This window comes from Sphingobium sp. B2D3A, from assembly GCF_025961795.1.
Lineage (GTDB): Bacteria > Pseudomonadota > Alphaproteobacteria > Sphingomonadales > Sphingomonadaceae > Sphingobium.
In genome coordinates, this window is the sequence record NZ_JAOQOI010000001.1 from 1,209,624 (window position 1) to 1,231,974 (window position 22,351).

Below are 22,351 nucleotides of genomic sequence, written 5' to 3' on the forward strand. Positions count from 1 at the left end.
GGGCGAGGCGGCCATTTTTGTCGAGTCTGCAGAACCTGATTCGATTTTGAGGAATGAACGATGAAGCGCACCTTTCAGCCGAGCAACCTTGTTCGCAAGCGCCGCCACGGTTTCCGCCTGCGCATGGCGACGGCAGCCGGCCGCAAGCTGCTGAACGCGCGCCGCGCCCGCGGCCGCAAGAAGCTGACCGCCTGATCGAGCCCGGCGCGGACGGCGCGCTGCGGCGCGTCGTGGGTCGCATGACCCGCCGCGCCGACTATCTGGCCGCCAATCGCGGCCAGCGCGCACCGATGCCAGGCTTCGTGCTGCTGGTGCGCGATCGGGCCGATGGCGATCCCACGGCCCGCCTCGGCATTACCGTCACCAAGAAGATCGGCGGCGCTGTCATCCGGAACCGGATGAAGCGCCGTTTTCGTGCGCTTGCGCGCGAGATCCTCCCCGTTCACGCCATTGCCGGCGCCGATCATGTGCTGATCGGCCGCGAGGGCGGTGTCGAGCGCGATTATGCCTTGCTCGCGGCAGAGCTTGAGAAGGCGCTGCGGCGCGTCGCCAGCGGCAAGGGTGCCCCGCCGCGCGAAGGCGGACGGGGTCGGGGTGGTCGCGGGTCCGGTGGGAGCAAGAGGGTGACGCCCCCGGCGCCTCACAATGGCCCTGCGCCGCGCAATGAGCCGCCCGCATGATGTCGATCAGGGATTGTCGCTCTTGCCCCGCACAACCCGTGCTCCTGCGAAGGCAGGAGTCCAGGGCAGCAAGGGCAGTCGGTTGGGCCCTGGGCTCCTGCCTTCGCAGGAGCACGGTGGTCCAGTCTGGAAGACCATGGCGTCGCCGCATACTCGACCACTCCGCCCCATGATCGCGCGCCTTCTCATCCTCGTGGCGCGCTTCTGGCAGATCGGGCCGAGCCGGATTCTGCCGCCCTCCTGCCGCTATTCGCCGAGCTGCTCCCAATATGCCATCGAGGCCCTGCGGAAATATGGGGCGATAAGGGGTGGCTGGCTGGCGTTGAAGCGGCTATTGCGCTGCCACCCATGGGGCGGCTGCGGCCATGATCCGGTGCCCTGACGCCGAATCCCCTGACATGAGCTGACAAAGAGACGGAAGCCAAAGAGACGTGGACGACAAGCGCAACATCCTTCTCGCCGTGGTGCTGACCATTGCTATTCTCTTTGGCTGGCCGGTCATCAGCAATTATTTCTTCCCGCCATCGGCCCAGCCGATCGAGCGGGCCGAGCAGCAGGCGAAGCAGCAGGGCGCAGCGCCCAATGTGCGCGGCGGACCGCTGGCCGAAGGCGCGCAGGCGATTCGCCCGATCGAGGCCGTGCTGGGCGAAAGCCAGCGCGTCGCCATCGAGACGCCCAAGCTGCGCGGCTCCATCAACCTGCGCGGCGCCCGCATCGATGATGTCGTGCTGCCGACGCATCGGCAGACCGTGGATGAAAAATCGCCGCCGGTCCGCCTGCTCGCGCCGAGCGGCACGGCGGACGCCTATTTCGCGAGCTTCGGCTGGAGCGGCGAAGGCGTGCGCGTGCCGGATGCCAACACGGTGTGGACGGCGGACGGCACCAAGCTGACCCCGCAGACGCCGGTGACGCTGCGCTGGAGCAACGGCGCGGGCCAGACCTTCCTCATCCGCCTGTCGATCGACGAGGATTATCTGCTCACCGTCGCGCAGACGGTCGAGAATGCGGGCGGCAATGCCATCGCCGTCCGCAACTATGGCCTGCTCTCGCGCACTGGCCACAGCAAGGACAAGTCGACCTGGACGATCCACACCGGCCCGATGGGCGTGTTCAACGGATCGGCCAATTATGACATCGGCTTCGACAAGCTGGACAAGGATGGCGACAAGCGCTTCTCCACCACCGGCGGCTGGCTGGGCTTTACCGATCTCTATTGGCATGCCGCGCTCATCCCGGCGCAGACGCTGCCGGTCGATGCGCAGTTCCGCAAGGGCGCGAGCGACCGCTATCAGGCCGACCTGACCTATGCGCCCGCCGTCGTCCAGCCCGGCACTTCGCTCAGCACGACGAGCCGGCTGTTCGTCGGCGCCAAGGAAACCCCGGTGCTCGACCGCTATATGGACCAGCAGGGCATCGCGCTGTTCGACCGCGCGATCGACTGGGGCTGGTTCCGCTGGTTCGAGAAGCCGATCTTCTATCTGCTCGACTGGCTGTTCCGCCACATCGGCAATTTCGGCGTGGCGATCATTTGCCTCACCTTCATCGTGCGTGGCCTGATGTTCCCGGTCGCTCAGCGGCAGTTCGCCAGCATGGCGGCGATGCGCGCCATCCAGCCGAAGATGAAGGCGCTGCAGGAGCGCTACAAGAACGACAAGCCCAAGATGCAGCAGGAGATCATGGCGCTGTACAAGACGGAGAAGGTCAATCCGCTCGCGGGCTGCCTGCCGATCTTCCTGCAGATCCCCATCTTCTTCGCGCTCTACAAGGTGCTGATGCTGACGGTGGATATGCGCCACCAGCCCTTCTATCTGTGGATCAAGGATCTGTCCGCGCCCGATCCGGCGCACATCCTCAACCTGTTCGGCCTGCTGCCGTTCACGCCGCCCTCGTTCCTCGGCATTGGCGTGCTGGCGGTGATCCTCGGCATCACCATGTGGCTGCAGTTCAAGCTGAACCCGGCGCCGATGGACGATGTGCAGAAGCAGATCTTCTCGCTGATGCCCTGGATGATGATGTTCATCATGGCGCCTTTCGCGGCCGGCCTGCTGATCTACTGGTGCACATCCAACATCCTCACCATCGCGCAGCAATGGTGGCTGTATCGCCAGCATCCCGTGCTGGGGCAGCCGGCAGCGGATACGGCGAAGGGTTGAGGCGAGGGGAAGATCGAGCAGCGGGACCCCGGGTCAAGCCCGGGGTGACGGTGGGGAGCAAGCGCCCTATCCCACTTGCGCTTCCAGGGATGATCTCATTCCAACTTCGTCACCCCGGGCTTGACCCGGGGTCCCGCTGATCTTCGGGATCGACCGCACCCCGCTTTCCCGCTCCTTGCCCTTTCAGGTGACGGGCGCCGCGTCTGGCGCTAGGGGGATGGCATGAACCAGACCGACACAGATCAAGCCCAGAGCGATCAGGACACCGCCGCCCGCATCGAGGAGGCCCGCCGGATCTTTTCCGGGCCGATCAGCTTCCTCAAATCCGCGCCGGGGCTGAACTTCCTGCCGCCAGCGGATGTGCCGGAGGTCGCCTTTGCCGGGCGTTCCAATGTCGGCAAGTCCTCGCTCATCAATGCGCTGACCAACCGCAATGGCCTTGCGCGCACATCCAACACGCCGGGGCGCACGCAGGAACTGAACTTCTTCGACGTGGGCGAGCCGCTGCGCTTCCGCCTCGTGGACATGCCCGGCTATGGCTATGCCAAGGCGCCCAAGGATGTGGTGAAGCAATGGCGCTTCCTCGTGAACGATTTCCTGCGGGGGCGAGCGGTGCTCAAGCGCGCGCTGGTGCTGGTCGATGCCCGCCACGGCCTCAAGGATGTCGACCGCACGCTGCTCGACATGCTGGATGAAGCAGCGGTGAGCTACCGCATGGTGCTGACCAAGGCCGATAAGGTTAAGGCGACCGACCTCGCTATCGTCACCGAGCAAACCGCTGCAGAAGTGCGCAAGCGCCCGGCGGCCCATCCCCAGATCATCCCGACCTCGAGCGAGAAGGGCGTGGGCCTGCCGGAGTTGCGCGCGGCGGTGATTGAGGCGCTCGACTGAGGGCTGGCTGCGGGGCTGGGCGCGGCATCTCAGGGGTGCCGTTCGCGCTATTGGCCCCCTCCTGCCGTAACATGGCTCATGTCGGGCGTCTCCATCGCGCCGAGCGCGTTCGAGCATTGCAGGCGATAGCGCTGACAGCTCTCAGCCAAATACCAGCCTATCGCCCTGCAAATCCAAAAGACCTGGCCGCTGACGGTCAAAGCCGACAGTCCCGCCGTTTCACCTCTGGCAGCCGCTTCAAATGTCGTCGCCCATATCGTCCGCGTCGAGACTCGGGGGGCGGGTCAGACATTTCGAGTCGTCAGATCACTTGGAAAACTCTCGCTTGCGGTCGACGGGCGTGACCGGGCCGCGCCGCCATTTCTGAACCAGGGCATCGGCACGCGTCTCATAATAATCGGCCGGGCCGCCCCCGCGTGACACCGGCACGGCATGGGTGGTCTGATAGATGCCGTCAAGGATACAATCCTGATTGATGTGCACATGCACGACCTGGCCGAACACCACCCGGAAGTCGCTGGGGACGCCATCCAGATCCTTGAGGTGGACGATTTCCGTCACCTTGCATTCGAACTGGGCAGGACTCGCCGCCACGCGCGGCGGCGCGACATCGATCGAGGCGATCTTCTCGATCCCCGCCATCTCGAACTCGTCGACCTCCGGGCCCACCTCGTCCCCCGTGAGGATCATCACGTCGGTGACATCGCGGCCAACCAAGTTCCACACGAATTCACCGGTTTCCCGCGCATTGCGGACGCTGTCCTTCTCCCCGCCGGACGAGAAGCCGATGATCAGCGGGCGATAGCTGGCGATGTTGAACAGGCTGAACGGAGCGAGATTCGCGACCCCCTCGGCGCTGACCGTACTGATCCAACCGATCGGGCGGGGCGCGACGATCGCGTTGGCCGGCTGGTGCTTCAGACGATGGCCCTCGGCCGGGCGATAGGAGTGAAATTCTCTCATGATGGCGCAGGTCCCTTGGCAAGCTTCACTATGCCGGAATTATTTCCGGTTTCTGACTCGCTAGGCCTATAAGACGTGTCTGCGCTTCCGTCTAAGATATTTTGGGGGGTGTGATTGAAGACCGCATTCACGACATTTCGGCCGCCAAGCGGTTTTGCGAGGCGGGCCGATAGCGGCGACGATGCAGGACGGCCCTAAGCCAACCGGTCTAATCCCCCTGCATCGCCCGCCCCATGCGGGCGAAGGCGGCGTTCATTTTCTCGGCCAGCGCTTCCTCTACGCCGATGTCGATCAGCGCCTGCGCCATCGCTTGCGTCCATTGCCGGGTTTCCACATCGCCAAAGCCGATCTGGCGATGCGCGGACATGATGCAGGCGCCGGGCTTTTGCGTGAACCAGTCACGTGGGCCGCCGAGCCAGGCGGTGAGGAATCCGGTCAGCGACTCCCGCATCGGCGCCAGATCGGGCGCATGTATCGCCCGCAATTCGGCAAAGCGCAGGTCCTGCTCCATGAGATCGTAGAAGCGCTCGACCAGCCCGCGGACGGCCGGCGTGCCGCCGATCTCGTCATAGGGCAGCGGGGCCGGATCGGGCGGGGGTGCTTCGGCGGCGGTGGACTGGGTCATTCGGCGTGGCTCATGGCGCAGGGCTCCTCATCATGAGGCTTGCATGTCAGGGCCGGCGCCGCGTCGCCTTGCGCTGGATCAAGCCGGGGAGGGATCGCCTGATGTGCAACCCGGTGCCCAGCCAGGCGGCGCGAGCGTGAAACCGGCAAAGTCGAAACCCGGGGTGACGATGCACGAGACAAGCGTCCAGCCTCCGTCGGCCTCGGCGGCCTGCCAGTGGTGCGGGGCGATGACATGCTGGGGGATCTCGCCCGCCAGCACATCGCCGCCGAGGCGCAGGGCTGTGACCGGGCCTTCGTCGCCCGGCGCGGTGGAGAGGCTGAGCGCGTGGCCGGCGTGCCAGAGCCAGGTCTCGCTCGCATCCACCTTGTGCCAATGGGAGCGCTGCCCGGGCTCGAGCAGAAACAGAATCGCCGTCGCCCTGGCGCGTTCGCCGGGCGCGGCCTCCGCCCGCCAGGTTTCGCGATACCATCCGCCCTCGGGATGCGGCTGGAGAGCGAGGCGGTCGATTAGGGCGCGGGCTGTCGGGTCGGTCATGCGGTCTTTGTCGCCCGATCACGATGCACCGCGCAAGAGCTTGACCGCGCGGTCCCGCGCCAGGAAGGGTGGGGCGCGACCATGACGTCCCTCTATCGCCTCGATGCCAGTGCCGCGCAGATCGGCGCGGCGCTCCATGCGGATGCCGGTGAGGACCCGTGGCCGGGCGGCTACATGACGCCGGGGCGCTATGGGCCGGTGATCGTGCGCGGGCGCGATGGCGTGCGCCGGCTGGTGCCGCGGTTATGGGGCGTGCCGCCCCCGCCGGCCGCCGCGCTGACGGGCGGCGCGCCGGTCGCGCATGTGCGCAATGTCGAAAGCCCGTTCTGGGTCGGGACGCTGCGGTATACGGAGTTCCGCTGCCTGGTGCCGGTTACCAGCTTCCAGCTCTGGTCGCAGGCGCCTGATCCACGCACCGGCAAGCGCGTCGCGCATCGTTTCTCGCTGCCGGATGCGGCGATCTTCGCGTTCGCGGGCATCTGGCGGGACAGCGAGGTGGCGAGTTTTGCGCTGCTGACCTGCGAGCCGAACCGGCTGGTCGCCTCGGTCAACCCGCGCACCATGCCGGTCATCCTGCATGCCGAAGACCACGGCCGATGGCTGCGGGCGGACTGGAAGGAAGCGCAGCGGCTGGTTGCGCCTTACCCCTCGCAGGCGATGACGATGGATGAGGCGAGGCCACGCTAGGTCGTCCCCTTCGTCATTCCCACAAGCGCGGGAATGACGAGATGAAGGAGGTCGGGCACTCGCCAATGCCGCCCTTCGGCCACTTCGTTTGTGTTGCGTACAAATAGGGTGCAACCTACACTCCGCGCCACCGGCGACGAGTCCGTGCTTGCGCCGCAGAGACAAGAGGAGAGGCCCATGGCCAGGATCATCGGCGGTTTCGCCGTTTCGCACACGCCGACCATCGCGTTCGCCAAGGATGCGAACAAGCAGACCGATCCCGTCTGGGCGCCGATCTTCGAGGGGTTCGAGCCGGTCAAGCAATGGCTGGCAGACGAGAAGCCCGATGTGATCCTGTATGTCTACAACGACCACATGACCTCCTTCTTCACCCATTACTCGCATTTCGCGCTGGGCATTGGCGAGGCGTATGAGCCGGCGGACGAAGGCGGCGGCAAGCGCGACCTGCCCGCAATCAAGGGCGATCCCGCGCTCGCCAAGCACATTGCCGAGTGCATGGTCGCCGACGAGTTCGACCTGGCCTACTGGCAGGGCATGGGGCTGGACCATGGCGCCTTCTCGCCGCTTTCGGTCCTGCTGCCTCACGAGAATGGCTGGCCCTGCCGCCTTGTGCCGCTGCAGTGTGGCGTGCTTCAGCATCCGATCCCCAAGGCGCGTCGCTTCTGGAAGTTCGGCCGCTCGCTGCGTCGCGCGATCCAGAGCTATCCCAAGGACATCAAGGTCGCGATTGCGGGTACCGGTGGCCTTTCCCATCAGGTCCATGGCGAGCGGTGCGGGTTCAACAATACCGCCTGGGACATGGAGTTCATGGAGAAGCTCACCAATGATCCGGAATCACTGCTCGACGCGACGGTGACGGACCTCGCCAAGCTCGGCGGCTGGGAAGGGGCCGAGGTGGTGATGTGGCTGCTGATGCGCGGTGCGCTCTCCGAACAGGTCGAGAAGCTGCACCAGAGCTACTTCCTGCCATCGATGACGGCCATCGCGACGATGATCTTCAAGGATCTGGGCGATCCGGTGCCGCCGGCCGAGACCGACGAGCAACTGCGTGCCCGCGCGTCCCGCGAGCTGGCGGGCGTCGAGGCGATTGAGGGCACCTATCCCTTCACCATCGACCGGGCGGTCAAGGGCTTCCGCATCAACCACTTCCTCCACCGCCTGATCGAGCCGGATTTCCGCAAGCGGTTTGTCGAGGATCAGGAAGGGCTGTTTGCCGAGTCGGATTTGAGCGAGGAAGAGAAGGAGCTGATCCGCAGCCGCAACTGGATCGGCATGATCCATTATGGCGTCATCTTCTTCATGCTGGAGAAGATGGCCGCGGTGCTCGGCATCGGCAATATTGACGTTTATGCCGCCTTCAAGGGCCTGAGCGTTCCCGATTTCCAGAAGACCCGCAATGCCGCGATCACCTATTCGGTGGCCGGCAAGCAATAAGCCGCGCGGCTCGGATTGCACGTGAGAGGGCGGCGGACCTTGGTTTACCGCCTTTCTCATGGGGCATCCCGCGACAGCCTGCCGCATTTGCGCCACACCATATCGACCTTCGCGCGGACGCCGACAAAGTAGATTGCAAACTAACAGAATCTGATGAATAGATAGCTCCCTAACAACGATAATTGTCTGGGAGACTTTGCAATGAAGAGACCTGCGCGCGTGCTGCGTCAGCACGCCTGTTTCGCGGCCCTCGCCACCGTCCTCGCTTTCCCTGCTTTCGCGCAGGACAGCGCCCCCCAAAGCGATAGAGCAGATGCAAGCGATGAGGCCATCGTGGTCACCGGATCGCGCATCGCCTCCGGTTTCGACCGGCCGACCCCCGTGGCGGTTCTGGGCGCGGAGCGACTGGAAACACGCGGCATCACCAATCTCGGCGATGCGCTGAACGAACTGCCTGCCTTCCGCGCGACCAACTCACCGGCCTCGACCGGTCTGGGCGCGGCGGGCGGCTATGTCGGCGGTCGCATCCTCGATCTTCGCGGTCTGGGCGCGGTGCGCACGCTGACCCTCGTCGACGGCAAGCGCTTCGTGCCGTCCACCACGCAGGCGACGGTCGATACCAACATGATCCCCTCGATCATGCTCCAGCGTGCCGAAGTCGTCACGGGCGGCGCCTCGGCCGTCTATGGTTCGGACGCCGTGTCGGGCGTCGTCAACCTGCTCATCGACAAGGCGTTCACGGGCTACAAGGCCAATGCCCAGGTCGGTTTCTCGCAATATGGCGATAATTTCACCACCCAGTTCGGCGCGGCCGGCGGTTGGCAGATCGGCGAGACGCTGCATCTGCTCGTGGGCGGCGAATATGAAAAGGCGGAGGGTGTGGAAAGCTGCCCGTCGCGCGACTGGTGCGCCAACGGCTTCATCAACATCAGCCGCAATCCCGGCGTGACGAGCCTGCCCGCCAACAACATCCTGGCGGGCGTCTACCCCTGGACGGCGCCCTATAACGGCATCACCACGCCGCCGAGCTCGGCTTATGCCGGCCGCCTCGTCCCGGCTCTCCGCGCGATCGACGGCATCGGCTTCCGCGCCGACGGCACTCCGTTCCGCACGACCCAGGGCACGCTGGCCAACAACCTCTATCAGCTTGGCGGCACCAATGACGGGCCGGGTGAGAACATCTATTTCGACTTCCCGATTGTCTCGCCGACCAAGCGCTACAACGCCATGGCGTTCGCCACGTGGGAAGCCACGCCGGCCCTGACGATGGAGTTCGGCTTCAACTACGGTCATGGCGAAGGTCGCCACCGCGCCGTGCCGTATCGTAATACGGCCATCACCATCCAGCGCGACAACCCGTTCATTCCGACCTCCAGCGATCCCGCGCTGGACCTGCGCACCATCATGGATGCCAATGGCCTCACCAGCTTCACGCTGGGCAAGGGCTTCAAGGATATTGGCCCGGGCCAGCTGGTCGTGAAGAATGACGTCTATCGCGCCGTCGCGTCCGCCAAATATGAGATTTCGCCCAACTGGTCGGCGGACATCTATTATCAGTTCGGCCGCAACGAGTTCCGCAGCGATATCACGGGCGGCACGATCACCTCGCGCATCCTCAAGGCGCTCGACGCGGTGGCCGGGCCCGGCGGTGCGCCGGTGTGCCGGGTGAATGCCGACGCCAGCACAACCAATAACGACCCTGCGTGCGTCGCCCTCAATCCCTTCGGCTCCGGCCAAGGCGCCACCTTCGCGGCGGCCAAGGCCTATGTTACGGCCGATGCCTTCCAGACCAACATCACCACCCAGCATGTTGTCGCCGCCAACGTCACCGGCTCGCTGTTCGATCTGCCCGCCGGGCCGCTCGGCGTCGCCGTGGGCGCGGAATATCGCAGCGACAGCGTCAGTGGCGATGCAGACGCCAATTCCAAGGCGCTGGCCTTCTTCACCGGCAACGGATCGGTCATCTCGGGCAAGATTCAGGTGGTTGAGGCTTATGGTGAGGCCGAAGTGCCGATCCTGCGCGACACGACGTTCTTCCGCGAACTGAGCTTGAACGGCGCCGTCCGCCGGACCCACTACAAGCGGTCCAGCGACTTCTTCCCGAGCAGCACGGTCAATGTGACCACCTGGAAGGTCGGCGGCGTCTGGGCGCCGGTCGATGCGGTCCGCTTCCGCGTGACCAAGTCGCGCGACATCCGCGCGCCCAACGTCTCGGAACTGTTCGGGCCGATCACCAGCGCGTCCGGCATTCTCAACGATCCGGCGCGTGGCGGTCAGCAGACGGTCGTGCCGATCACGCTGGGCTCCAACCCCAATCTGCGGCCGGAAAAGGCGGACACGTTCACCGCCGGCATCGTCTTGCAGCCAAGCGGTGGGATGCTCGGGCGGTTCCGGGCGTCGGTCGATTATTATGACATCAAGATCAAGGATGCGATCAGCACGCTCGGCCAGCAGAACATCGTGACGCGCTGCTCGCAGGGCGATACGCTGAGCTGCTCGCTGGTCACGCGCGATGGTGGTGCGGCCAATGGCGTCATCACCAATGTTCGTGACGTTGTGCAGAATGTGAACCAGCTCAACGCCCGCGGCATCGACATGGAGCTGAACTATCGCCAGCCGGTCGGCGCGGCCAGCGCGGTGAACCTGTCCGTCATGGCCAGCCATGTCATCGATCTGGTGACCGTGGACGCGGTTGGTCCGGTCGAACGGGCCGGCCAGACGGGTCTGCGCGGCGGTACGCCTCCGGGCATCCCCGATTGGACAGTTGACGCAACCGTGGGCCTCGACCTGGGTGAGCTGTTCTCGATCTCCACCCATGTTCGCTGGATCAACAAGGGCTTCTACAACGCGGCGTTCATCGGCGCTGAGCAGCCCGGCTATGTGATCACGGCCTCCAGCAGCTCCAGCACCAACGTCATGCCCTCGCGCACCTATGTCGACATGATGGGCACGGTGAAGGTGCCGGTCGGTGGCGATAACAAGCTGAGCGTCTATTTCGGCGTGGACAATGTGTTCAATGTCGATCCGCCGAACTTCCCCGGTGCGAACGGCAGCGGCAACAACGTGCTCTTCAACCCGGTTGGGCGCATGTACAAGGCCGGCATCCGCACGTCCTTCTGATCCCCCCGCCGTGCCGGGCGCGCTTCGTCCGGCACGGCACCCTTTGGCGCACAGGCCGGCCGACGGATCGCTCTTGACGGAGCGGGTGCAGGTGCGGGAGGTCTGCTGGAACGGCACGTAAGGGAGAATGATGGTCGACAAGGCTCCGTCCGCACAGGGTTCCACCAGCGAGGAGGACGCGGCGACATCCCGCAGCCTGCCGCGATTTGGCGGTTTTCCCATTGAGGATGCCACGCGACATCTCTCCAATTTCTACGCCGGGGCAAAGCCCGACGAGCGGACCGTCACCTTTTTCCGGACCACGCGCGCGCTGGTCGTCGCCGCAAGGCGCTGGCGCAAGCTTGCCAATGACAAGGTCCGCAGCGTTGGGCAAAGCATGGCGCGGTGGGAAACGATGTATTTGCTCGCCTGCGCCCGCGACGACCTCTCCCAGCGCGAACTGGCCGAGCTGATCGGCGTCGAAGGGCCGACCATGGCCCATATGCTCAACACGCTGGAACGCGACGGACTGATCGAGCGGGCGCAGAGCCAGGTCGACCGGCGGGTGGTTCATAACCGGATCACCGAAAAAGGGCTGGCCGCCACGCGGGATATCATGGCGATCACAAATGATCTTCGCGCGGACATCCTGCGGGACATTCCACCTGAGAAGCTGGCCATTGCGCTTGAGGTGCTGGAACAGGTCCACGCCCGACTGGACGATTACTGCTGAGGCGCGGTCATGCGGCCGGTTACGGCCGTCCCGTTGCGGTCTCTTCCTTCAGCGAGAACAGCACCGGCCATTCCCAGGCGCCTCGGCAGACCGGCATGGAGCGGGCTTCCGTCAGCCGGAAGCGGGTGCCATCCCAGCGGTAGGTTTCCGCCGTGCCGCAGTCGCCAAGGCCGCGTCCCTTGGCGAAGCTGGAAAGCTCACCGCGCGAAGGATTCCAGCGGGCATTCATGATCAGCGGCGGGGCGCTGGCATCGCCGGTGAAGCCGGGGAGATGATCAAACGGGGCGAAGGCGATTGTCCGGTTGCCGGGCTCGCCGCTTGCGATCAGCGGGACGGCGCTCACATTATATGCGCCCGCATCGCAGGGCAGCAGCAGCAGGACATGCCCCGCATCGAGCGTATGGAGATCGGGCTGGCGACTGCTCTCCAGCCCACTCTCGCACTGCGCCAGGCGCTGGGCCGTGGCTTGCTCTTGCGGCGTGAGCGCAGGCGTCGCGGTTTCGGCGAGGAGCGGGATTATCTTGGGCAGCACGGGATCGGCCGGCAGGGCGCGCGCCATGTCGGCCGGGCCATCACCGATGGCGGCCAGCGCGCCACGGCTGCCGATGCGGCCCTGCTGCTCATCCATATAGCGCAGTGCCGCTGCGACGCCCTGCAGCGACGGGGCGCCGATGACCGTCCGGTTGCGATCGTACAGCTCGAACACATAGCTGGAGCCCATGGACCGCACGACCTCCAACGCGGTCTGGCCATCCAGCGCAATCGTGTCGCCATCGACTTTCTGCCGCACACGGCGCGTGCCATCGATCATGAAATCGACCCGGTCGCGCAGCCGGTCGGCCAGCAGCACGCGCAGGCTGGTGGCACCTGCGGGTCCGCCGTCGCGATGGATGAGGACCAGCAGCCGGTTGGGCGTATCCACCCCTTCCGGGTTCAGCGATACCGCACTGCAGGAGAGGCGATTGTCGCAGCCCACGGCCCAGTTGTCGAAAACACGCAGACGACCCAGCACCGGTTCTGCCACAACGGGCGCGGTCGAAAGGACAGACCCCGACGTCTGGTCGCCGCGCTGCGGGGCGGCGGGCGCGACCGTGGCCAGGCCCGCGAGAGCCAGCGCGCTGATGCGCAGAAGCCGTGAAATCCTTGTCATTCCGCCAGTCATAATGCAGTTGAAGCCAATGGTGTAGCGCCAAGCTGCATGTGTTGCGACAGCCCGTGGTCAGCAAGCCGGGCCAAGTGGATCGAAAGGACACAGATATGCGCAGAATCGCTGTGATCGGCGCCGGCCAGATGGGCGCGGGCATTGCGCAGGTAAGCGCTCAGGCCGGCATGGATGTGCTGCTGCGTGATATCGATCTCGCGCGTGCGGACAAGGGCAAGGCCGGGATCGAGAAGCGACTCGCGCGCGCCGTGGAGAATGGCAAGCTGGAGCAGGCGGATGCGCAGGCGGCGCTGGCACGGATCACGCCCGTGGTGGCGCTCGATGAGGTCGCCCGGTGCGATCTGGTGATCGAGGCCGCGACCGAGCGGGAGGACATCAAGCGCGCCATCTTCGCGGAGGTGGGCGCGGTCCTGGCGCCGGATGCGATCCTTGCAACCAACACCTCGTCCATTCCGATCACGCGGCTCGCGCAGGCGGCGCCCGATCCGGCGCGGTTCATCGGCGTGCATTTCTTCAATCCCGTGCCGGTGATGGCGCTGGTGGAGGTCATTCGCGGCCTCGCCACCTCGCCGGAGACGGTGCAGGCGGTGGAGGCCTATGCGCAGGCGCTGGGCAAGGAGGTCGTCCATGCGTTCGACGCGCCGGGGTTTATCGTTAACCGCATCCTGCTGCCGATGCTCAACGAGGCGATCTTCGCGCTCGGCGAGGGCGTTGCCAGCGTGAGAGACATCGATAGCGCGATCAAATTGGGCCTCAACCACCCCATGGGTCCGCTGACTTTGGCCGATTTCGTGGGCCTCGATACCTGTCTGGAGATCTGCAAGGTGCTGCAGGACACGACGGGCGATCCCAAATTCCGGCCCGCGCCGCTGCTCGTCAAATATGTCGAAGCCGGCTGGCTGGGGCGCAAGACGGGCAGGGGCTTCTACGATTATGCCGGCGACGAGCCCGTGCCGACGCGGTGAAAGGCCTTTCGGGGCGCGCGCTGGCCGCACAGCAAGGAGCCCCGTGTCCGCAGACACGAGGCTCCCGCTCCCACATCGTAAAGGCTGTGCTTAGCTGAAGCTGATCGCCATGTTGGGGCGGCGTGCGCGCAGCGTGCGGCCGATCGCAGCGAAACCGATGATCATCATTGCCCAGGTGGCCGGCTCCGGCACGGCGGGCTTGACGGTGTAGAACAGCAGGTCCTGCTTGCTGCTGTTGGTCGCGACCCAGAAATCCAGATTGCTGTTAATCGTGCCCTTGTTGGCAAGGTAGGAATTGGCGGTGTTGATCAGCGTGGACTCGCCTTGGCTCGCCCATTCGAGCTCGAAGTAACCGGCGCCCAGGTTCTTCGAGTTGCTCGTTTCGTAACGAGTCTCCCAGAGCGCCAGTTGCAGGGCAGCGGACTGAGTCTTGTCGCCACCGGCATAATTGCTCACCAGCGCGGCGACATCGTTGTAAAGGGAGCCGCCCAGATAATCGCTCAGCGACACGACATTGAACGTGCCGGTGCTCGAGTCCTGGGTGACTTCGAGACAGTAAGCCAGGAAGCTGACCGCCTTGCCGTCCCACGTGCCGGAGATATTCTGGGGCGAGAACGAGCCGCTGTAGGAGGTGGTGTTCCACCACGACGAACCAATGCTCACCTCGCCGCTCGGGCTGCTATACTGCGTCGAGAGGTTGTTGATGACGAAGGTGCTCGCGTTCGCGGCAGTTGCGGAGGCGATAGCGGCTGCACCGGCAGCGAGAGCGATAAGCGTTTTCTTCACGGCGATGTTCCCTTCAAAAGTCCTGAAGCCGGTGTGAAGGAATACATCTCGATACAAAATGGTATTAACTACGATTGGACGCTCGTTAACTTCGATTATCGCAAAATAATCAGGGAATTCTGAGGTGAAATTTTAAGAGAATTAGTTAATGATCCAAATAGGGGCATTAACTATGATGAGCGTTTATACGACGCTACATTTGCGAGTGGCGTGAGGCTGCGAATCGGGAAACAACGCATGGCAGGGACCGCCGTGATAGAGCATTCAAGCTGCGGATGCCTCGACGCCTCCCCTCCTCTTCAGAGGAGGGGCCGGGGGTGGTGGCGATGCGTCAGCATCGCGGGGTGAGTGAATGACCGCGCGGTTGTTGCACCACCCCAACCCCTCCTCTGAAGAGGAGGGGCTTACGCAGTGGCATGACCTTCTCGGCGCACCACCCTTGTTGAGCCACGCGAGGGAGATACCCGCGCCTTACCGTTCCTCATCGCCTTCATCACCGGCATCCTCGGCCTGCGCCGCTGCGAGGTCCTGCAGCAGGGCGTCCACATCGAGCGGCTGGCTGCGGTCATGCGCCTCGATGCGATCGCGCAGGCCCTGTGCCCACGTCGCGCTGGGGCCGCCATGCGGATCGAACGCCAGCGGGCCGAGGTTGATCAGCGCGTCATCATAGCGCTGGTCCCGCAGCAGCTGCATCACCAGCATCGTACGGAGATTTTGGTCGAACGGCGCCAGCACCACAGCGCGCTCCAGCCCGGCTATCGCATTCTCCGTCGGGCGCCGGCCCTGCTCGAGGAAGCTGCGGTAGAAATATTGCAGGGGCAGGGGATGATTATTCTCGAACCTGTTGAGCTCGATGAATGGGCGGCGCGCTTCGGCATAGGCAGCGCTGGCGTCCGGGGCGGATTCCGCCTTGCGGAACAGCGCCTTTCCTTTCGCCAGATAGGCGCTCACCTGCCGGTCATCGAGCGCGAGCGCGGTGTTGGCAGCGGCGAGGGCGGCATCCTCGTGACCCGCTTCCAGCTCGGCTTCGGCCAGCGTGGCGTGCAGCGCCGCATCGTTGGGATAGCGCGGCGCAAGAGCGCGCAAGTCCGCCACCAGCGTCTCCAGCTCCTCGGGCGAGGGACGGTTCTTGAGCTCGATCCGCAGCGGCATGGCCGCCGCTTCGCCCTCACTCAGCGCGCGGACCGAGACGGGGCCGGGCTTGAGTGTGGCAGCAGGGAGCTCCAGATAGGTCATGCGGCTCTGTCCCAGATATTTGTCCAGATCCCGCTGCAGGGCATTGAGATCGCCAAAGGCGCCTGTCGCCGCGTCCGTAAGGCTTTTGCCACTGCGCAGCAGGCGCAGATAGATTGCCAGTTGCCCGGGACGCTCCTTGCTGAACGTGAGGTAATGATAAAGCAGCCAGCTGCGCCCATAGAAAGCCGCCCCCTGGGAGGCGGATTTCGGATAATGGCCCGAATTGAGGATTTGCGCGACCGGGATGACATCGCCGTACATCAGGTCGCCCGCGCGATGCCTGGCGGGCATCCCCAGGCCGACATTGCCGTTCTTGCGAAACTGGGCAGAGGCGAAGAACTCGGCGGCGCCTTCCGAGAACCAGAGCGGCATGCCGTAGCTGCTGGTCGAGATCAGATAATGATGCGCATATTCGTGCAGCAGCGCGAGCATCGGCATATCGAGCGTGGTGTTGCTGGTCTTCACCCGGGGAACGATGGCGAAGGCATCCCCCGCGCGCGGCACATAGAACGCATAGGTATATTTGCTGTCGCCGCCCTGTAGCCTGCGCACGTCCTTGTCGCTGCGCACGACATAGACGGTCACGCGGTTGGACGGGCTGGGCGGCTCCATCTCAACCGAGAGCACATAGCCCATGGCATGGTGGAAGCGTTCGAGCTGGTCGGAGAATTGCTTGATCTCCTCCGGCTTCTGGTCGGCATAGATGACGAAGTTTTCGCTGGAGGCTTCCAGCCAGACCGCCTGCGCAGGCGATGCCATGGTCGCAAAGAACAGTGCGGCCCATGCTAACAGTTTGATCGGCATTGCTATTCATCTCCCCCGCGGCCGGACGCTAGGCAGGCGCGCAAGGGACGACAAGGGTGAAATGAGCCGGTCCGCGATGCGCGATGTCTTTTTTAGAGCAACCCCCGCCACCAATATGCCGCCCGCACGTTGCGCGGGGATGAAACTGCGTATCCATGCCGCGATCGATTATGCGCTGCCCCAGCCGACCGATCTCATCCTCCATATCGAAGCGGCGCATCTGCCCGAACAGACGGTGTCCGATGCCCGGCTGGACCTGAGCGTGCTCGATCATTTCGCGCGTGTCGCCGCGCACGACCATATCGGCGAGCGTGTGCTGATGCGCGCACAGGGGCAGCTGAAGGCGGATTATCATGCGACGGTGGAAATCCACCGCCTGCTGGCCGATGTGAGCGGGCTGGAAGCGCTGCCGCCGCACATGCTGCCGGGCGAGGCCGTGCAGTATCTGCTCAATTCCCATTATTGCCCAGGCAGCCAGTTCATCAGCTTTGTCGGCGAGACGTTTGGCGATCTGCAGGGCGGACAGCGCATCGCGGCGATCCGGGATTATGTCAGCGGGCATTTCCATTATCTGCCCGGCGTGAGCACGCCGGAGACGACGGCGCTGCAGACCTTCGTGCGCCGGCAGGGCGTGTGTCGCGATTTCGCGCATATGGTGATCGCGCTCGCCCGCGCCTCCTGCATCCCCGCCCGCTTCGCCAGCGTTTATGCGCCCAATGTCACCCCGCAGGATTTCCACGCGGTCGCCGAGGTCTTCCTGGATGGCAGCTGGCATCTGGTCGATGCGACCGGCATGGCCACGGAAGGGGAGATGGCCAAGATCGGCATCGGCCGGGATGCGGCCGACGTGGCCTTCCTGACTTCCTTCGGCCCGGTCATCATGAACAGTCAGACGGTCGAGGTTGAGGTGGTCGAGCAATAAAGCCGGCGTCCCGGCTCAGGGCGCCGCATCGGCCTTGAAGGGATGCGCATCGGACCAGGCGCAGCCCGAGCGCAGTGCATCGCCGATCTGGAGCGTGGCCACGAACGGGTAGGTGCGGTCGGACATGCCGTCCGAACAATCGCCCGGCGTCAGCGTCATAGTGAAGGGCGCCGCGTTCAGCGTGCCGCTCCACGAGAGGCCGCCGCGCCCATCGAACCGCTCCACCGCGACCCGCTCGCCCTTGGGCGTCTCGGGCGTTTCATAGACCAGCGTCTTGCCGACGACCTGACCACCCCAGAACGGCTCAGTGCCGGTGAAGCGCACGGTCTCGTTCGCCGCAATCTCCGAATAAGGGCGGTTGTCGTCGCGATTCCCCGGCACATTGGGCTCATCGCCATGCGACTGGCAACCGGCGAGCAGCAGCGCGAGGGGCAGCGCCCGGACGATGTTGAGGGTGACGGCGTCGATCATGCCTTCCCTCTGCGCCCGCTATGCTTTGCGGGCAAGCGCTTTGCGATGCTGGCGGAGGGGGGAGCGCCATGCGCGTTCAAACACCCATTAACTTCATGCTGTTAGTGACAGGTCGAGTCGGAAGCGACTTGCGCTGACCGCACTTGCCGGGTGATGCTGATGCCACAGGAAATTCTCGCACTGATCGACAAGCCGTGGCTGCTCTTCATGCTGCTGCTTGCCGGCGCGCTGTTCGGCATGGTGATCGAGCGGTCTCTCGAGAAAGCGAGCCGTGCCAAGCGCCGCGCATGGTGGGAAAAGCGCAATGCGCGGCGGGCCTATCATGCCGGCGTGGGGGTGCAGGATAGTCCCCGGGCGGGCCTGCGTGATGGACCGGACGCGGCCGACCAGCTCCGCACGGTGATGAACGCATCCTTCTTCCCCCGCGCCCTCCTCAACAAGCCGGAGCGCCGACTGCTCGCTCATATCGACCGGGCGCTGGCCGAGGATGCGCCGGGCTGGCGCGCGATGGGGCAGGTGTCGCTGGGCGAGATTCTGGGCAGCCGGGATCATGAGGCGTTCCGCGCCATCAATGCCAAGCGGGTCGATCTGCTGATTGTCGACCGGGATTGCCGGCCCCTTCACGCAGTGGAATTTCAGGGCACGGGCCACCATCAGGGCGCGGCTGCTGCGCGCGACGCGGTGAAAAAGGAAGCCCTGCGCCGCGCGGGCATCGGTTATGTGGAGGTGACGAGCGGGGACAGTCCTGCCGATGTGCGGGCGATCATCCGCAAGCTCTATGCGCGGGACGGTCAAAAGCCGCGGAAGGCCGCGGTGCCTGCGAATGGCCCGCAGCCCGATTCCGGTAGGACGTCGCCCACCGCCGCTGCTCAGACCCAGGAAGCCGATACGGTGCGGGTGATATTCGGGAGGAAAGGGGTGGAGCGCACGCCCGATCCATCACTGTAAGCGGACCAATCGATTGGAATTTGCGAACGGTTCTCAATAAATGATCAGACACCCCGCTGCCGTGCCCGGCGCGCGGAATGAGATTGAGGACTGCCATGCCCCGTGACCTGACCAAGACGCTGACCTATCTGGCCGTTCACCTGACCGTGGGGTTCACGGTGGCATATCTGCTCACCGGATCGCTGGCGATGGCTGGCGGCATCGCGCTCATCGAGCCAGCGGTGAACGCGGTGGCGTTCTTCTTCCATGAGAAGGCCTGGAAAGCGGCCGATGCCCGTGCGACGGCGGCTCCAGCAGCGGTTCCGGGCGCGGCGTTCGATACGCGCATGGCGGCGGTGCGCTGGGGGTGATCGTCCGACGGACAGGCGATCCGCGAATAAACGCGCTTTTGCAGGGCGACAGGCGTAGGATGCGCGCTGCGGGCTGATGCGCTCGTGACCCCGAGAGGAACGCCAATGGCCAAGGGCCAGAAAAAGTCGAACAAGGAAGTCCGCAAGCCGAAGGCGGAAAAGCCGCCCAAGCAAAATGCGTCCCAGCCCAGCCAGAAGACCGGCGTGGTCAAGGGGCTGGAGAATATGCGGAACAGCTAAGGTCAGGCGCGCGATGCCCACCTCCTGGCGACGACGCGCCGCCCGGTGGGTGCTGGCGGCGGCCTATCTGGTCGCCGGCCTGGCACATCTGCGCACGCCCGCCGGCTTCATCGCCATCACGCCGGACTGGGTGCCCTGGCCGGCGCAGGTGGTGATGCTGACGGGCCTTGCCGAGATCGCCGGGGCGCTTGGGCTGATGATCCCGCCGCTGCGCCGCGCGGCGGGCATCGGCCTCGCGCTCTATGCGCTGTGCGTCTGGCCGGCGAACCTCAACCATGCGCTGGGTGACATCGCCATCGGCGGCACGCATCTGGGCTGGTGGTATCATGCGCCCCGGCTGGCGCTGCAGCCGGTGATCATCTGGTGGGCGCTGTGGGCGAGCGGCGTGACCGACTGGCCCTGGCGGACCGGCGCCGCGCGCAAGCCCTAGCGCGCGCTGCCCGCGCCGCCCTTCTTCGCGCCGGCAGATTTGGCGGGCGCCTTGGCACCGGCTGGATTCCCGCCGGCTGGCTTCCCATTAGCCTGCTTGGCCTTGTGCGCGGCAATGTCCGCATCGATTGCCGCGATCCGCTCCCGCTCGGGCGTGTCGCGCGGCAGGCCTTTCAAGCGGCAGGTCGCCCACAGGGCCTTGCGCTCGGATTCCAGCGCCTTGAGATACAGATCGGCCATGCCGGCTCCTATGGGTTGCGTGGGAAAGGGGTGCCATCCCCTAGCGCATGGCAGGCGAGGAGGACAGAGCCGTGCGCGGCGCACGGGCGGCTCAGGCGAGCGTGACGAAAATCTCCGCCTCGATCACCCATTGCCCGGCCACCTCGCGCCACTTGGCGGTGTAGACGCCCGAGGCCGCCAGCGCGCCACTCTCCCGCGCGACGCCGCGCCATTCGCCCTGCTCCAGTGCGATCGGCTCGACCGGCGAGACGGTGATGGCGGCGGGGATGCGCTCATAGACGAGCCGGCTGGGCGAGGCGAACTCGCGCTGCCACACCCTCAGCTGAGCGGCCCGCCCGGCGATGACCGCGCTATCCGTGCCGGTGATCATCACGCAGTCCTTGCCCAGGATCGCGCCGATGGCCTGCGCGTCGCCATCGGCAATGGCGCAATTGAAGGCGGCCCGGCGGGCGCGGATGGGGAGGTCGGTGGGGGTGGAGGTCATGACTTGGTCATTCCCCTGATTGAGCTGGATTGAAATCAAGGTTGCGCTATACACGTATAGCACGGAGGTCCACAATGTTGGCTTTACGAATTGACGCCGAGACCGAGCAGCGGCTCGACGCGCTGGCCGCCCGGACGGGCCGCACCAAAAGCTTCTATGCGCGCGAGGCAATCGTGGCACATCTGGACGACCTTGAGGACTTTTATCTCGCGGAAGAGCGGATGAAAGATTTCCGGGCCGAACAGGCGATCCCGCTTGCAGCGCTGAAGGCCGAGCTTGGCCTGGACGATTGAGTTCGTCCCGGAGGCGGCGAAGGAGCTAAGAAAGCTCGGGAAGAGCGAGGCGGCGCGGATAATCCGCACGCTGGAAGAGCGCATTGCCATCCTCGATGACCCGCGCTCCCTCGGCGCACCGCTGGCTGGCGAACATGCCGGCTACTGGCGCTGGCGGATCGGCGACTATCGCGTGGTGGCAAAGATCGAGGATGCGCGGGTGCTGATCCTTGTGGTGCGGGTGGGGCACCGGCGGGAGGTTTATCGGTGAGGTGGCGGCATTGCAGGTGTTGAATTGCCGCGCTCATTATTGAGCGGAGTTTAGCGAAAGGCTATCAGATATAAATGCATCTGCTGTTCGTTGATGAAAGTGGCACTCCCCCGAAGCCAACCAGTGGCATTCAGGGTTATTTTGTCATTGCTGGGTTGGTGATCCCGGAAGATCGTTGGCTGGGAATGAACGACAAACTTAGTGGTCTGAAGCTTCGGGAGGGCTACCGAGGCGAAGTGAAGTGGCGATTTTTCGCTCCCAATAATCATGATACTGACAATCCCATGCGCGAATGGCCGCAAGATCGTCGCAATCGTTTTCGGGATGATATTTTTTCAATTATTATTGATACAAAGTCCTGTCGTGTCATTGCCTGCGCCAGCGAATCATTAACTGCTTACAATCTCGGAAACGTGAACACTCAGGATGACCTGTATTTCCGAACGTATAAGCCCGTGACAGAGCGTTTCCAGTACCTCCTTCAAGATATTACGCGAGCGAGCGGTCGGGACACGTTCGGCATGATAGTTGCTGATCATCGAGGTAAAGGTGATGATGATAGTATGCGCCATCGTCACGAACGCTTAATAAGAGAATCAGGGCAATATACTTCTCAGTACAAGAATTTTATCGAAGGATTGTTCTTTGCTCCGTCTCATTTGAGCGTCGGCATTCAACTCGTTGATATGATCGCTGGTGCAATTTGGCGCGCGCAAGCTCATAATGATCGAACTTGGTACGATAGACTGCGACCATCGTTCCGCGCTTCGCCGACCGGAAGGATCGATGGCTACGGCCTCGTAAGGTTTCCCAAAGCGGGATGGCAAGGTCCAGTATTAGATTGACGCCGGGTGAGGCCATAGCCTCAACGTGCTAAATGACGCACTCCCGGCTCGATCAATCTAGCTGTGAACTCCGTCCGTTTCAACCTCTTTGCCGAGGGAACTAAACACTTCGACCTGCGACAAA

General features: G+C 64.4%; 27 protein-coding genes. 18 read left to right on the forward strand and 9 right to left on the reverse strand.

Annotated elements, in window-relative coordinates; genetic code table 11:
* Nucleotides 1-60: 60 nt before the first annotated feature.
* From rpmH to yihA, 5 genes are all read left to right on the forward strand, one after another.
* Nucleotides 61-195: a 50S ribosomal protein L34 gene (gene rpmH, locus M2337_RS05595; protein WP_014074358.1), complete on the forward strand. Its 135-nt coding sequence runs from the start codon at nt 61-63 to the stop codon at nt 193-195.
* A 44-nt stretch (nt 196-239) separates the two neighbouring features.
* Nucleotides 240-680, forward strand: coding sequence for a ribonuclease P protein component (gene rnpA, locus M2337_RS05600; RefSeq protein ID WP_264572003.1), 441 nt, complete (start codon nt 240-242; stop codon nt 678-680).
* Nucleotides 681-849: 169 nt separating this feature from the next.
* The gene (gene yidD / locus M2337_RS05605; protein WP_181558690.1) at nt 850-1,062 is read left to right on the forward strand and encodes a membrane protein insertion efficiency factor YidD; all 213 of its coding nucleotides are present in this window, start codon (nt 850-852) and stop codon (nt 1,060-1,062) included.
* Nucleotides 1,063-1,111: 49 nt separating this feature from the next.
* Complete coding sequence (gene yidC / locus M2337_RS05610) at nt 1,112-2,833, forward strand: membrane protein insertase YidC (protein ID WP_181558691.1); 1,722 nt, start codon at nt 1,112-1,114, stop codon at nt 2,831-2,833.
* Nucleotides 2,834-3,055: 222 nt separating this feature from the next.
* Nucleotides 3,056-3,724, forward strand: coding sequence for a ribosome biogenesis GTP-binding protein YihA/YsxC (gene yihA / locus M2337_RS05615; RefSeq protein WP_264572004.1), 669 nt, complete (start codon nt 3,056-3,058; stop codon nt 3,722-3,724).
* A gap of 306 nt (nt 3,725-4,030) precedes the next feature.
* On the opposite strand, the gene M2337_RS05620 is transcribed toward yihA, so the two are convergent.
* From M2337_RS05620 to M2337_RS05630, 3 genes are all read right to left on the reverse strand, one after another.
* Nucleotides 4,031-4,687, reverse strand: coding sequence for a flavin reductase family protein (locus M2337_RS05620; RefSeq protein ID WP_264572005.1), 657 nt, complete (start codon nt 4,685-4,687; stop codon nt 4,031-4,033).
* A 208-nt stretch (nt 4,688-4,895) separates the two neighbouring features.
* Complete coding sequence (locus M2337_RS05625; protein WP_264572006.1) at nt 4,896-5,312, reverse strand: group II truncated hemoglobin; 417 nt, start codon at nt 5,310-5,312, stop codon at nt 4,896-4,898.
* A gap of 78 nt (nt 5,313-5,390) precedes the next feature.
* Nucleotides 5,391-5,849, reverse strand: a complete 459-nt coding sequence (locus M2337_RS05630; RefSeq protein ID WP_264572007.1) for a cupin domain-containing protein — start codon at nt 5,847-5,849, stop codon at nt 5,391-5,393.
* A gap of 81 nt (nt 5,850-5,930) precedes the next feature.
* Here M2337_RS05630 and M2337_RS05635 point away from each other — a divergent pair, with 81 nt between their 5' ends.
* From M2337_RS05635 to M2337_RS05650, 4 genes are all read left to right on the forward strand, one after another.
* Nucleotides 5,931-6,536 carry an SOS response-associated peptidase gene (locus tag M2337_RS05635; protein WP_264572008.1) on the forward strand — a complete coding sequence of 202 codons (606 nt, stop codon included), beginning with the start codon at nt 5,931-5,933 and terminating at the stop codon, nt 6,534-6,536.
* 177 nt (nt 6,537-6,713) lie between these two features.
* Complete coding sequence (locus tag M2337_RS05640; RefSeq protein ID WP_264572009.1) at nt 6,714-7,970, forward strand: gallate dioxygenase; 1,257 nt, start codon at nt 6,714-6,716, stop codon at nt 7,968-7,970.
* Between the two features lie 201 nt (nt 7,971-8,171).
* Nucleotides 8,172-11,090: a TonB-dependent receptor domain-containing protein gene (locus M2337_RS05645; protein ID WP_264572010.1), complete on the forward strand. Its 2,919-nt coding sequence runs from the start codon at nt 8,172-8,174 to the stop codon at nt 11,088-11,090.
* Nucleotides 11,091-11,220: 130 nt separating this feature from the next.
* The gene (locus tag M2337_RS05650) at nt 11,221-11,802 is read left to right on the forward strand and encodes a MarR family winged helix-turn-helix transcriptional regulator (RefSeq protein ID WP_264572011.1); all 582 of its coding nucleotides are present in this window, start codon (nt 11,221-11,223) and stop codon (nt 11,800-11,802) included.
* A gap of 19 nt (nt 11,803-11,821) precedes the next feature.
* Here the strand turns inward: M2337_RS05650 and M2337_RS05655 are convergent, their stop codons facing one another.
* On the reverse strand, nt 11,822-12,952 hold the full coding sequence (locus M2337_RS05655; protein ID WP_264572012.1) for a DUF1176 domain-containing protein: 1,131 nt from the start codon (nt 12,950-12,952) through the stop codon (nt 11,822-11,824).
* A 107-nt stretch (nt 12,953-13,059) separates the two neighbouring features.
* Between M2337_RS05655 and M2337_RS05660 the strand changes: the two genes are divergently transcribed.
* On the forward strand, nt 13,060-13,929 hold the full coding sequence (locus M2337_RS05660; protein ID WP_264572013.1) for a 3-hydroxybutyryl-CoA dehydrogenase: 870 nt from the start codon (nt 13,060-13,062) through the stop codon (nt 13,927-13,929).
* 90 nt (nt 13,930-14,019) lie between these two features.
* On the opposite strand, the gene M2337_RS05665 is transcribed toward M2337_RS05660, so the two are convergent.
* Both M2337_RS05665 and M2337_RS05670 read right to left on the reverse strand, forming a co-directional pair.
* A complete protein-coding gene (locus M2337_RS05665; protein ID WP_264572014.1) occupies nt 14,020-14,715 on the reverse strand; it encodes a PEPxxWA-CTERM sorting domain-containing protein in 696 nt (231 codons plus the stop codon).
* Nucleotides 14,716-15,186: 471 nt separating this feature from the next.
* Complete coding sequence (locus M2337_RS05670) at nt 15,187-16,755, reverse strand: hypothetical protein (RefSeq protein ID WP_264572015.1); 1,569 nt, start codon at nt 16,753-16,755, stop codon at nt 15,187-15,189.
* A 139-nt stretch (nt 16,756-16,894) separates the two neighbouring features.
* On the opposite strand from M2337_RS05670, the gene M2337_RS05675 reads away from it, so the two are divergent.
* A complete protein-coding gene (locus tag M2337_RS05675) occupies nt 16,895-17,677 on the forward strand; it encodes a transglutaminase-like domain-containing protein (RefSeq protein WP_264572016.1) in 783 nt (260 codons plus the stop codon).
* A gap of 15 nt (nt 17,678-17,692) precedes the next feature.
* Here M2337_RS05675 and M2337_RS05680 read toward each other — a convergent pair whose 3' ends face one another.
* Nucleotides 17,693-18,148 carry a COG3650 family protein gene (locus M2337_RS05680; protein ID WP_264572017.1) on the reverse strand — a complete coding sequence of 152 codons (456 nt, stop codon included), beginning with the start codon at nt 18,146-18,148 and terminating at the stop codon, nt 17,693-17,695.
* A gap of 159 nt (nt 18,149-18,307) precedes the next feature.
* Between M2337_RS05680 and M2337_RS05685 the strand changes: the two genes are divergently transcribed.
* The 4 genes from M2337_RS05685 to M2337_RS05700 all read left to right on the forward strand — a co-directional run bounded on the left by M2337_RS05685 (nt 18,308) and on the right by M2337_RS05700 (nt 20,116).
* Nucleotides 18,308-19,096 carry a DUF2726 domain-containing protein gene (locus M2337_RS05685; RefSeq protein WP_264572018.1) on the forward strand — a complete coding sequence of 263 codons (789 nt, stop codon included), beginning with the start codon at nt 18,308-18,310 and terminating at the stop codon, nt 19,094-19,096.
* A gap of 95 nt (nt 19,097-19,191) precedes the next feature.
* Nucleotides 19,192-19,446 carry a DUF2061 domain-containing protein gene (locus M2337_RS05690; protein ID WP_264572019.1) on the forward strand — a complete coding sequence of 85 codons (255 nt, stop codon included), beginning with the start codon at nt 19,192-19,194 and terminating at the stop codon, nt 19,444-19,446.
* A 105-nt stretch (nt 19,447-19,551) separates the two neighbouring features.
* Complete coding sequence (locus M2337_RS05695) at nt 19,552-19,686, forward strand: hypothetical protein (RefSeq protein ID WP_264572020.1); 135 nt, start codon at nt 19,552-19,554, stop codon at nt 19,684-19,686.
* Between the two features lie 13 nt (nt 19,687-19,699).
* Entirely contained in the window at nt 19,700-20,116 is a 417-nt protein-coding gene (locus M2337_RS05700) for a DoxX family protein (RefSeq protein WP_264572021.1), read from the forward strand.
* On the opposite strand, the gene M2337_RS05705 is transcribed toward M2337_RS05700, so the two are convergent.
* Nucleotides 20,113-20,355, reverse strand: coding sequence for a hypothetical protein (locus tag M2337_RS05705; protein WP_264572022.1), 243 nt, complete (start codon nt 20,353-20,355; stop codon nt 20,113-20,115). The two genes, M2337_RS05700 and M2337_RS05705, sit on opposite strands and share 4 nt — an antisense overlap.
* Before the next feature lie 91 nt (nt 20,356-20,446).
* Entirely contained in the window at nt 20,447-20,839 is a 393-nt protein-coding gene (locus M2337_RS05710; protein ID WP_264572023.1) for a nuclear transport factor 2 family protein, read from the reverse strand.
* A gap of 74 nt (nt 20,840-20,913) precedes the next feature.
* Here M2337_RS05710 and M2337_RS05715 point away from each other — a divergent pair, with 74 nt between their 5' ends.
* From M2337_RS05715 to M2337_RS05725, 3 genes are all read left to right on the forward strand, one after another.
* Nucleotides 20,914-21,132 (forward strand): TraY domain-containing protein, encoded by a 219-nt coding sequence (locus tag M2337_RS05715; protein ID WP_264572024.1) that lies wholly within the window; start codon nt 20,914-20,916, stop codon nt 21,130-21,132.
* On the forward strand, nt 21,116-21,382 hold the full coding sequence (locus tag M2337_RS05720; RefSeq protein ID WP_264572025.1) for a type II toxin-antitoxin system RelE family toxin: 267 nt from the start codon (nt 21,116-21,118) through the stop codon (nt 21,380-21,382). The genes M2337_RS05715 and M2337_RS05720 overlap by 17 nt, the downstream gene beginning before the upstream one ends.
* A 74-nt stretch (nt 21,383-21,456) precedes the next feature.
* Nucleotides 21,457-22,227 carry a DUF3800 domain-containing protein gene (locus M2337_RS05725; protein WP_264572026.1) on the forward strand — a complete coding sequence of 257 codons (771 nt, stop codon included), beginning with the start codon at nt 21,457-21,459 and terminating at the stop codon, nt 22,225-22,227.
* The last annotated feature ends 124 nt before the right edge of the window (nt 22,228-22,351 follow it).